This window comes from Chitinophaga chungangae (genome assembly GCF_017742215.1).
Lineage (GTDB): Bacteria > Bacteroidota > Bacteroidia > Chitinophagales > Chitinophagaceae > Chitinophaga > Chitinophaga chungangae.
Genome location: NZ_JAGHKP010000003.1, coordinates 199,857 through 211,664, shown reverse-complemented (window position 1 = coordinate 211,664; position 11,808 = coordinate 199,857). Strand labels below are relative to the sequence as shown.

Annotated in this window: 7 protein-coding genes; all 7 read right to left on the bottom strand. The window is 54.0% G+C overall.

The annotated features are described in order from the left end of the window. Entirely contained in the window at positions 1-1,464 is a 1,464-nt protein-coding gene (locus tag J7I43_RS15210; protein WP_209146578.1) for a RagB/SusD family nutrient uptake outer membrane protein, read from the bottom strand. Positions 1,465-1,476: 12 nt separating this feature from the next. Continuing rightward, positions 1,477-4,956, bottom strand: a complete 3,480-nt coding sequence (locus tag J7I43_RS15205) for a SusC/RagA family TonB-linked outer membrane protein (protein ID WP_209146577.1) — start codon at positions 4,954-4,956, stop codon at positions 1,477-1,479. Positions 4,957-5,101: 145 nt separating this feature from the next. Next, on the bottom strand, positions 5,102-6,121 hold the full coding sequence (locus J7I43_RS15200; RefSeq protein ID WP_209146576.1) for a FecR domain-containing protein: 1,020 nt from the start codon (positions 6,119-6,121) through the stop codon (positions 5,102-5,104). Positions 6,122-6,203: 82 nt separating this feature from the next. Beyond that, a complete protein-coding gene (locus J7I43_RS15195) occupies positions 6,204-6,791 on the bottom strand; it encodes an RNA polymerase sigma factor (RefSeq protein WP_209146575.1) in 588 nt (195 codons plus the stop codon). A 157-nt stretch (positions 6,792-6,948) separates the two neighbouring features. After that, positions 6,949-9,321, bottom strand: coding sequence for an ABC transporter permease (locus tag J7I43_RS15190; protein WP_209146574.1), 2,373 nt, complete (start codon positions 9,319-9,321; stop codon positions 6,949-6,951). A 182-nt stretch (positions 9,322-9,503) separates the two neighbouring features. Beyond that, positions 9,504-10,643 (bottom strand): glycoside hydrolase family 76 protein, encoded by a 1,140-nt coding sequence (locus J7I43_RS15185; protein ID WP_209146573.1) that lies wholly within the window; start codon positions 10,641-10,643, stop codon positions 9,504-9,506. 8 nt (positions 10,644-10,651) lie between these two features. Continuing rightward, complete coding sequence (locus tag J7I43_RS15180; RefSeq protein ID WP_209146572.1) at positions 10,652-11,788, bottom strand: SusE domain-containing protein; 1,137 nt, start codon at positions 11,786-11,788, stop codon at positions 10,652-10,654. Positions 11,789-11,808 lie beyond the last annotated feature (20 nt).

Below are 11,808 nucleotides of genomic sequence, written 5' to 3'. Positions count from 1 at the left end.
TTATCGGTTACCGTATGCGATTTCGTCGTCGGGGAAAGGCAGCACAAACACTGCGTTACCTGCCGATATCACGCTGCCCTGCGGGCCGGCGATATTTGCGTTCAGCCTTTTGTACATGTAGAACAGCTGGCCTTCGGAGAAAAATTCTTTCCGGGCTTCTTTCAGCAGTTCGTTCATAAACACCGTGCGGGAAGGATCGCTGAGGCTTACGCCGATGCCGCGGTTGAGCCTTACGGTATTAAAATATCCCCATGCTTCGGCGGGATTTTTGTCGAAGGTGCATTCCGCGGCGATGTAATACATTTCGCTGAGGCGCATGGCCGGCAGCATCAGGTTGTGCAGGTTCCGGTCGCCGTCGCGGGTGTATTTCATCACGCGGAGGTAACTGCCGGCTGCGGAAGACCTTTCCTCGAACCATTGTTTATACCGGTAATCTTCCGCACCTACGCCGCCTACTTCGTAAATGCTCCGGCACTCCGCCGGCTGCAGGTACAGGGCCGCTATGCCGTTGTCTATCACATCGCGGAGGGTTTGATTGGCATTGGGCGCGTAGATCCCGAAGATCAGCTCCTTGTATAGAATGCGGTCTTTTTTCTCATCATCCGGGTTGAGGAAATCGGTGGCTTTCGTGAAAGGGAATTTCGCGGAGCCGATCACTTCCAGCGCATTGCCGAGCGCGGCGTCTTTGTCGCCTTTGTAGAGATAAGCGCGCGCCAGTTCCCCGCATACGGCATAATAGTTCAGCCGGTGGCGGCGCTCCTGTAAAAACAGGTCGGGCGCGTCCGCTTCGGTGGTGGTATCGCCTTCGGGATAGCCCACTTTATAACCCGGCGAACGGATCGGGTCGGTGGCGCGCAGCAGTTCCTTCGCGTCCAGCAGGTCTTTGATCACCAGGTCCAGCGCTTCTTCCACTTTCTTCATTTCCGGCGTTTTGTTGCTGAAGCTGGTGGTATAAGGAATGCCTTTGCCGCTTTTATCCACCGCGTACGATCCGGCGAACAGGCGCAGCAGGTCGAAATGACAATAAGCGCGCATCGCCAGGGCCTCTCCTTTCACCAGTTCGTAATTCACGCCTTTGAACAGGTTCTTTTTCGCGTCCACATTTTCGAGGATGAGATTGGCGTTGGCGACCACATTGTAAAGGCCTTTCCATATCTCGTCGCGGCGGCTCATGAAATACTGGTCCTGGTAGTTGTACTGCATCGTAGGACGGTATCTCCAGGGATCGTTTACGTCTACGGTATAGTTCTGCGCCAGCGCGTCCAGCGTGCCCGCGGTCAGTTCGCGGCCAAACAGGTCTTCTTTGGTCAGCCTGCCGTACATCCCGTTCACGGCTTCCTTAAAACCGTCTTCGGTGCTGAACAGCGCGTCTTTGCTCACTTCCGAGGCCGGCGTTACGTCCAGCCACTTGCTGCAGGAAGCCAGCGTGCATATGGTGATGATCGTTATCAGGTATTGCTTCATTGTCGGTCTTTTTTAGAATCGGGTGGCTAATGAAAAAGTGAAGCTCCGTGCAAACGGGTAATCGATGCCGCGCTCTATCTGCAGGCTGGACCAGTAAGCCAGGTCGTTGAGGTTGAGCGCCACGCGGAGGCTTTTCATCTTCAGGCGTTTGTAAAGGCTGGAAGGCGCTTCCCACGAAGCGTACACGCTTTTGAACTCAAGCCTGTTCTCCCGCTGTACAAAACGGCTGGTGGCCTTGGTAGTGGTGAGGTCCGCGATGTTTTTGTAGAACGTGCGGTCGCCGGGCTTGCGCCATCTTTCTGTGAGCACGCGGCTGTCCACATTATACTTCGGGTCGGCGTTCTCCACGCGGTCGATGAGCGTTTGATTGTAAATGTCGCCGCCCATTTTCGCATAAAAACTGAATTCCACCATAAAACTTTTGTACACGAAGCTGCCGCCGAAATACCCGTCGAAGTCCGGCGTCATATCTCCCACCGCCACGGTGTTACGCACATCGTAGTCGTAAGTGGTGGTGCCGTCTGGCCGGAGGAATATTTCCCTTCCGTTCTCCGGATCGATGCCGAGGCTTTTCACGGCGTAAATGGTGTTGAGGCTCTGGCCTTCCTGGAAACGCAGCAGCGGGCGCGTTCTCAGCGAGGAATCGATCTGCTGGTTTTTGTTCACCTCGTCGTTGTAGCTTTTCAGCGAGTTGGAAATTTTGGTGATAATGTTGGTGTTGTGGCCCAGGTTGGCGTTGAGGTTGAACGACCAGTTTTTGCCGCGCAGTATGTTGGCGCGGAAGTACACCTCGTACCCTTTGTTCACCATCTCACCGAGGTTTTCTTTGTACTGGCTGAAACCGGTGCTGGGCGCAACGTTCACATCGGTCAGCAGGTCGCGGGTGAGTTTGTGGTAATAACGTGGAGAAATATACAGGCGGTCTTTGAACATGGAGATCTCCATGCTCAGGTCGTAGTTGCGCGTGCGCTGCCATTTCAGGTTCGAATTGCCGTAACCGGCAAACACCGCGCCTACGCCGGTAGAATACCAGTCGGAAGTATAATAGTTGTAGGTAGTGTTAGACAGGTAGGCCGGGAAACTTACATCGCCGGTAAGACCGGTGGTGGCTTTGATGCGCAGCTGGTTAAAAACGGTGTTGCGCATGAATTTTTCGTTGTGCAGGTTCCAGCCCAGGCCGTAGCTCCAGAAAGGCGCCATGCGCGATTCGGAACCGAATTTGCTGGAGCCGTCCACCCTCACGGTACCGTCCATCAGGAAGCGGTTCTGGTAGGAGTAGTTCATAGACAGGAAAGCGCCGATCAGCCTTTGTTCGGTAACTGAACCGGTGGGCGCTCTTTCTTTCTCATAACCGCGCGCAAACGATACGTCGGTAAAACGGTCATTGGTAAAACCCTGCGCCACAAATTCGCGCCCGGTGTACTTAGCTGCCTGGATGTTGGTGCCCAGCGAGAAGTTGAGAAAGTGGGAACCGGCCAGCGTTTTGTTGTAGTTCACGGTCAGGCTGCCGTCTACCTGCGTTTCCTGTACGGCCCTGTAATAATAACGGCCACGGTCTTTCAGCGCATCGCCTTTGTCGTAATAGAACTGGTTGCTCAGCGGCGATACAAAACGGTCGTCTGTGCTTTTGCGTTTGGTGAGACTGATATTTCCGTTCACCCTCCATGCAGTGGAAGGATTGTATTCGATGGCGAAGTTATCGATGAACTCGGTGTATTCCGTTTTGTTGAAACTGCCGGTGGTGGCTTCGTACAGCGGGTTAAACACCGGTGCCAGCACGCGGTCGCCGCTGATACGGTCTTCGTTGCTGAGGTAATTCCACTGGTCTACGGTCGGCACGATCCTGCCCGCGGAATCGGTGCGCGGGTAATACGGGTTCATGCGCACATAGTCTGAAAACAGTCCGTACGGCGATTCCGTGCCGTTCACCTGCGAAATGGTGAAGCTGTTGCGGAAAAGGAGTTTGTTGTTTTTGAGATTGTAGGAAAGACTGTTGGCAAGACTGTAACGGTCCCTGCCGGAGCCTTTCATCACGCCGTTGTTGGTCTGGTAACGCGCGTCTACGCCGTAACGGATGGAAGGGCTGCCGCCCTGCAGGCTGATGGAATGTTTGTGCCCGAAATCGGTGCTGAGCGGCTGGCTGAGCCAGTAAGTGTTCACGCCGGCCAGTACGTTCTTTCTTTTGGCGTAATATTTTTGCGCCAGCTCGTCCGGCGGGTCAACGGAGTTGGATGAATACAATCCCGCCAGGCGCTCGTATTCGAGCTTTTCTTCCGCGTTCAGTACTTTGTAGGCGGTGAGATCGGGCGTGGTTACGTTCAGCTCGTAATTATAATACACTTCCAGGCTGCCTTCTTTCGGCAGTTTGGTTTGTATCACCACGATGCCGTTGGATGCGCGGGAACCGTAGATAGCGGTGGCCGCGGCGTCTTTCAGCAGGGTGATCATTTCGATGCGGTTCACGTCGAGGTCGTAAATGGTTTGAATGCCCACCTGGTAACCGTCTACCATGAACATGGGGAGGTTGGTAACAGTAGCGAGCGAGCTGCGCGACAATAATTTGGGATCACCCGCGGGCACGGCCGTGGCGCCTCTTACGTTGATGTTGGGAAGCGCGTTGGGATTGGAGCCCGCGAGATTGTTCTCCACGATGCGGAACGAAGGATCGTACGCCTGGATGCTGGCAAGGATATTCTGCGGGTTAAACCGTTTGATCTCTTCGCCGGTGATCACGATGGCGGAACCGGTGTAACTTTCTTTTTTGAGTTTCTGATAGCCGTTCACCACGAAGTCTTTCATGGACTGAACGTCGGTGAGCAGTTTCACGTCGAGGCTGGTGCGGCCGTTCACTTTTATTTCCTGGGTTTTGTAACCGAGGTAACTGAATACCAGCACCGCTTCTTTTGGCACATTGTTGAGCGTGTAGCGGCCTTTTTCGTTGGTTTTGGCGCCGTTGAAGGTGCCTTTCACCACCACGGTAACGCCGGGCAGCGGCACACCCGATTCCTCGGTTACCTGCCCGGTGATGCCCGCCTGTTGCGCCACTACGGCTTCCAGCTGCATGGGCTGGCTGGCGGAAGGCTGCTGCACCGTGCTATTGCCGCTGTTGGTACGGGTTGGTTTTTGATTTCCGAATTTGTAAACGATGAACTGTCCCAGCCCCGCCTGTTCTGCTTTAAGTCCGGCGGGCACCAGGAACTGGTTGAGGTAATCTTCCATCCTTTCCCCGTTTCTCCGCGCGGCGGGCTTTTTTACGTTCACGCCCTGGATGGTGTTGCCGATGTAATTGATGCGGACCTTATACTCCTGTTCGATCTGCGATAATACATCCTTCAGCGGCAACGGCTTTCCGTCCGCGGGAACGTTCTGCATCTCAAAATACCCGGGCGATGCCTTGGCCGCGGCCTTTACGCCCCCGCTCAACGCCGCGGCAGGCAGCAATAAAGCCAGAACAAGACCTCTACGAAATTTCCCCGCGTAAAATTCTACCATAACAATAGATTTTTGGTTGGTTGTTTTGATTGATTTTTGATTTACCTCCTTGCAGGCATGGCACGGCCTGCCCCGCTTATTTTAACGGGAATTTATATCGACATAGCCCCGCGCCTTCGCGGGAAAGACCAATAATTAACTGTGCTTAGTTATGCTTGCTGATCCGGTATGAATTTGAACCTGTTTTTTCTATCTCTACGTCAAATGTGCGGGAGATCGTTTTAAAGAAAATCCCGATATCGTCTAATGGTATGCTTCCTGTGAATGTCTGGTCGCCGAGGCCCGCATCTTCCGGCTCGATGGTCACGCCCATGTTTTCCTGCAGCGCGCGCACCACATCTTTGATCGGCGCATCGGTGAACTCGAGCACTTTGTTGCGCCACGAGCAATAATTTTCCGGTTCCACCTGTTTGGTCACCATTGTAGTGGTAGCTTCCGAATACACGACCATATCGCCGGGCGACATCGTGATGGGCCTTGCGTTTTTGTTGTCGTTCGGCACCAGCTGCACTTTGCCGTTGCTTAGCACCACCTGTGTGGCCTTGCGGCGGGTGTTGACGTTGAACGACGTACCGAGCACGCGTATCTGCAGATCGTTGGTATGTACAATAAAAGGCTCGGCTCCCGGCTGTTGCGTAACGGTGAAAAATGCTTCGCCGGTAAGGTACACTTCCCTCGGCGCGCCTTTTTCCCAACCGCTTTCATAACGAATGCCGGAATTGCCGTTCAGCCTGATCACGGAATGGTCGGGCAGTTCGATCGTCCGGATCTCGCCCATGGCCGTCTCGTACGTAATTTCCTCCGCCTTCAGCAGCCAAACGGCTGCCAGCGCAAGAATACCGATCGTGACCACGGCATAACCGAGCCACATGCCGGCGGAAACGCGGCGTTTCGCCACAGGCATCCGCACCACCTTCGCTCCCTCTTCCATGCTCCGCGCGATCCTGTTCCAGGTTTCCGCTTCGGCGCCTTCCGGGGGCGTGTGCGTATGGGCCTGAAGGGCCAGCAGTATCTCTTTTGCGTCCAGCAGCTCTTTTTCCCGGCCAGGGTTGTCCCGCAGCCAACCCGCCCAGAAAGCGGCGGCTGCTTCGTCCTGCTCAAGCACCCATTTCCGGAAGTCCGGGTGCTGCAAAAAATCTTGCGTCGTGAAATTGCTGAATGTCATTATCGGTACTTATATGGTAAAGCGGGAAACGGGTAAAATCTTAGCGCGTTTTCCCGCTTTTTTTTAAAATTTTTTCAACTGATTATAAATGAATGAGTTGAATGACGATAAAAAGAGCACATTTAAGCCCTTCGCTGTGTTTTTTAAGAAAATTCAGCGCCTTGGACAGCAGCACGTAAGAGGAATTGAGGCTGAGGTCCATGATATTGGCGGTTTCCTGCGGGCTAAGCCCCTCGTAAAAGCGGAGGTGTAATATTTCCTGCTGGCGCGGCGGCAGCTGGCCCATCATTTTCACCAGTTTCAGCTGCAACTCCTGCCCGGCCTGCTCGCGGATGATGTTTTCTTCCGGAGAAGCCGAAATGGCCACGGTTTCGGGCACGTCTTCGAAACTGTCCACCGCATTTTTCTGCAGCTGCGCGCTGATGCGCCTTTTCAAGCTTGCGAGTAAATAATATTTAATGGAATCGGTGGAGGAAAGCCGCTCGCGGCTGAGCCAGATGGTCACAAAAAGATCGTGGATGCAATCTTTTACGAGGCTTTCGTCTGCCTGCAATTTCATGCCGTAACGGAATAAAGCGGGAAACGAGGTGCGGTATACGAAGGCCAGCGCCTCCTTATCCCCTTCCGTCACCTTCGCCCATAGTGCGCTATCATTCAGGCTCGCGTACAACTCGCTCGTGTTTAAGATTTTGATTTTTACTGTGAAACCGGATAAAGATATGTACCGGATTGATAGGATGCAAGGCCATTTTAGGGTGACAAACCGGCGCGGCGCCGTTGCTATATCGATTTTTTAAGGGTTAAAACACGAAAAACCGGGCAATCCATCATTCCGCCTTCAGGCTTTTTACCGGGTTCATTACCGCCGCTTTCACCGCCTGGTAACTTACCGTGGCCAGCGTGATCAGCATGGCGCCGATGGCGGTCATCACAAAGATCCACCCGGATATCTGCGTGCGGTAATTGAATTGCTGCAGCCACAGGTGCAGGAAATACCAGGTGAGCGGAACGGCCACGGCGCAGGAGACCAGCACCAGCGCCAGGAAATCTTTGGACAACATTCTCCAGAGATTAAATACGGACGCGCCCATCACTTTACGGATACCGATTTCTTTCGTGCGTTTTTCCGCTACAAAAGAAGCAAGGCCGAACAAACCCAAACAGGAAATAAAAATGGCGAGCACAGAAAAGAACGTGGTCAGGCTGGCAATGCGTTCTTCGTTGCCGAACTTCGCGGCATATTCGTCGTCTGTGAATTTGTATACGAACGGGCTGCCGGGATTGTATTTTTTAAATACAGGCTCGATCTTGTTCAGCCCTTCGCGGATGGAAACGCCCGGTTTGATCCGCACCATGATCATCCTCGCCCAATAAGGCTGCAAATGAAAGATCGTGGGGCGGATGGGCTCGTACGGCGATTCCATCACCATGTCTTTCACTACGCCGATGATCATATGGTCCTCGCCGAAAAGTTTCATCGTTTTGCCCAGCGGTTCTTTGAAGCCTGTCATTTTCACGGCGGATTCGTTTAAGATGAACGCGCCGGTGTCTGACGTATGACCGCGCATAAAATCACGCCCTTCCTTGATCGTCCAGCCGATGGTGCTGCCAAAATCGTGCGATACGGCGATGGTGCCGGGGCTTACCGTCAGCGAAGGATCTTTCCCCTGCCAGTCTACGAGATTATTGGACCATACTTCCGTCGGCGCGCTGTTGGATTGCGCCATATCCGCCACTGCGCCGGTTTGCAGCAGTTCATTGCGGATGGCGTCGTAATGCCCGACCATATCCGGCGTGTTCATGTCGATGGTGATCAGCCCTTCGCGGGTATAACCTACCGGCCGGTTGCGCGCATGCTGCACCTGGCGGTAAACGATGAGCGTGCCGATGATCAGGGCGATAGATACCGTGAACTGCGTTACCACCAGCACTTTGCGGGGAATCGCGGCAAACCGTCCCGGCCTGAATGTTCCTTTCAATACTTTCACCGGTTCAAAACCTGATAAATAAAGTGCGGGGTAACTGCCGGAGACCAGGCCGGTGAAGATCGTGAAACTCAGTACCATCGCCCAGAACACAGGATTCAGCCAGGGCATGGAAATAACTTTCCCTGTCAGCCCGTTAAAAAATGGCAGCGACAGCTGCACCAGCAGCAAGGCGAGCAACAAAGAAATAAAAGTAACGACCAGCGATTCGCTGAGGAACTGCCCCATGAGCTGGCCGCGCATGGAACCGATCGCTTTGCGGATGCCCACTTCCCTGCTGCGTTTTTCGCTGCGTGCGGTGGACAGGTTCATAAAGTTGATGCAGGCCAGCAACAGCACGAATATGCCGATAGTGCCCACGAGGCGCACCGTTTTGATACGCCCGCCGGCCGGTTGCCCGTTGATCGATCCGCTGTGCAGGTGCCATTTCGCCATCGGGTGAAGGCGCAGCTCTTCTTTGGCGAAAGTAATGTGTGGTGTGGGCACGTTGCGTATTTTGGCGTCCACCTTTTCAATATCCGCCCGTTTCGCCAGCTGCACGTACACCCGGCACATGTGATTGTCCCACTGCGTCTGCGCGTTTTTGATCCAGTCTTCCGTGTTGTTCACGTAACGGTCCCAGGGCAGCAGGAGCTTTATCACGTAATGGGTCGTGTTGCGGGGAAGGTCTTCGTATACCCCGGCCACTTTCATATCAAACCGGTTGTCTACGCGAACGATCTTATTAACGGCTTCGGCATCGCCGAAAAGGGATTGCGCTACCGAGCGGGAAAGCAATACGGAAGAAGGGTCTTTCAAGGCGTGTGCATCGCCGCTTAACATCTTTAAAGAAAATATCAGGGGAAAAGATTCCTGCGCCCACATGCCCGTCTGCGATATCTTTTTATCTCCCGCGGCCAGTACGTGCGCAGCCGTATGCGAAGCAAGCGCCACATGCTCGAAATCCGCCGTAAAGTCGTTCTGCAGCGCAGTGCCCATCGGCATGGAAGTGGTGGTGCCCCTGAAAAGCTGGCCGCCCATGGTCGTATGCACCGTTACCTGCGCCGCGCGGTCGTAGGTCTTGTGATATTTATCGAACGAAACTTCATCCCATATCCACAGGCCGATCAGCAACGCCACGGCCATACCGGCGGCGAGCCCGGCGATATTGATCGTGGAATAGACCTTGTTGTTCTGCAGGTTACGCAAGGCGATTTTGAGATAATTCCTTAACATGAGCGGCGGCCGTTTGTGTTTCGCGTGCGAAGAGAATGCCAGAATATCAGGCAGATATCCCCCAGCCCAATACGCATTATCTTAATTTTTAAATTGTCCGGTTTCGGTACAGGGCATGTCCGGTTTGAGGAATAAAAAAAGCCGCAGGGAAAACCCTGCGGCCTCACTGGCATAAGATCATGTTATTCTATCAATCCAAGTGTTTTTAATCTTGCCGCCGCTTCGATCAGCATTGCACCGCTGAGCTGCGTGCTCAGGTCTGTCGAGCTGACGGTGGCCGTCCATTTCGGGCCGAAGATGATCGAGGGGCGTGTAGTGCCTTGCAGCCAAAGCGTTTCCGCGTTCAGTTTCAGGAAGTTCACGAACTTCGTTTTGTCGGTGGCGCTGATATTGCCGTCTGTGATCAGCAGCATGAGATAACGCACCAGTATGCCTTTAAAAAGGCCGCCGTCTCCCCCGCCTTCGTCTTTCATGATATTGCCTTGCGTAAAATCGCCGGTGAGTGCATTGTTCGCGGTTTTCAGCGCATCGTTCAGGTAGGCGGTTTCGCCGGTGATCTTGTACAATTCAACGCCGGAACCAATGTACACGCCCTGGTTGTAGGTGAACTTCCAGGCCTTGTTGGTGCCGGTACCGTCCAGCCCGTCCCAAACCAGGCCGGAAGCAGGATCTACCAGGTTGGACTTTTGCCATTGGTAGATCTTTTTGGCCCATTCAAGGTCTTCGGGCTGCTGGTTGAGCTGGTACATTCTCGCCGCGATGATGCAGGCGGGCGCGTTGGCGGGCGTGTTTTTGTTTTTGCGCTCCTTGTTCCAGTAAATGCCGCCGCCCCAGGTATCGTCCCAGCCGGTTTTAATGTCTGTCCACAGCAGTTCCGCGGTGGTTTTATATTTCGTGTCGCTGGTGGCTTCGTACGCACGGATGCAGGCAAGCGCCATCCACTCCATATCGTCGTAAAAATGATTGATGTATGTGTTGCCGTTTTTCACGCGCATGCCTTCCAGCAGCTCGTCCATGCGGGCTTTCACCTGCTCGTCGTTGGTGCGGATGAATGCGTCCAGCAGCACGTCGAGCGCGTGTGCGTTGCGCCAGTAATGGAAATCGGCTTTGCCGGCGCTGTTTTCGTTGTAATATTTGCCGGACTGGTTATAAAAACTCCCGAGCAGCGAAACGTACGACGAATCCGCATTCTTAGCCCAGTTCTGCGTCACGGGCTTTTTGCCCGCGCCCGGGCCGGGACCGTCGTCTACCGGTTCTTTCAGGCAGGCGCTTAGCGAAACGGCCAGGGCGGCGCAGAGCAGTAATTTGAACGGTATGTTCATAAGACGTTCTATTTGATGATGATTTCGTGCGTGTAATTTTTGTCCGTGTAAAAAAACAGGTTTACATCGCAGTTTTTAGTATCCACTTCGGTTTTGAATTTGTAGCAGTAATTCCAGCGGTCGTTATTTGTGATCGGCCGCAGCTCCCAGAAAGCGGGCGGCGTGGTACTGGTGGGACGGCTATTGTCCGCATTGGAGCTGCCGATCCATTCATCGCTTTCCACACCTGCGGCGTTTTTCACGCGCATGCGGAATTTGTAGCGTTCATCGCGGCCCCAGGATTCCTGCCTGAAAGTGATGTTCTTATCCGCCGCGCTCCATTTTCCACCGCCCGCATAAGCGGTTTCGAAAAGGAACTTGTCGTCTGGCGCGAACCAAAGTCCGATGCTGAGTATTTCCGTAACGGTAGCGGTGGCGTTGTTGAAATCGAGCCGGAGGCGGATCGCTTTGGTGCCGCCCGCGTGTGTGCTCTGGCCTTTTTCCTTGAGCAGCTCGCCATCCATGTAAAAATTATTCGGCGTACCGGTTTTGCGGTCGATGAACTGGAAAGTACCGTCTTTCAGCGAAGTGTAGATCTCGAACACGCCTGCGGTGAGCATTTTCATCTGCAGCGCGTTGGCTGCGTCGGCGCCCGCTTCGGTGGCGGTACCGGTAAGAAATACGTCTACGGGAATTTCCGCGAAACCTGCAGGCCTTTCGAGTTCGATCGTTCTCGTTTCGGCGGAAGGCTGCACGTTAAAACCTTTGCTGGCGGATACGTTCCATTTCAGCTTGCCCATGCCCAGCGCGGGAATGCCTGCTTTGGCGGCCAGCGTGTTCAGGTCTTTGTGGCTAAGGGTAAGTTTGTTCTGAATGCCGCCGCCGTCTGATGCAATGCGGGCAAGCGGTTCGCTGAAATCGCCGGATTCTTTGTCGAACACCACTTCGTACAGCACCAGCGAGCCGTCTTCGGCGCGGGCCTGGTCCCACTCGAAGCTCAGCGTGGCGCTGGTGGCGGGCTGCAGCTTGGTGAACTTGTCGTTGACGGGCGCGGTGAGTTTTTCCACCGGCTTCAGGTTCGTGTTGAGGGTATAGTCATTTTTTTTGCAGGCCGTGATGGCCAAGGCGAGCAGGGAAAAAGTGATGGCTGTGAAATATCTTTTCATAACATGAGTTTATTTGGTTG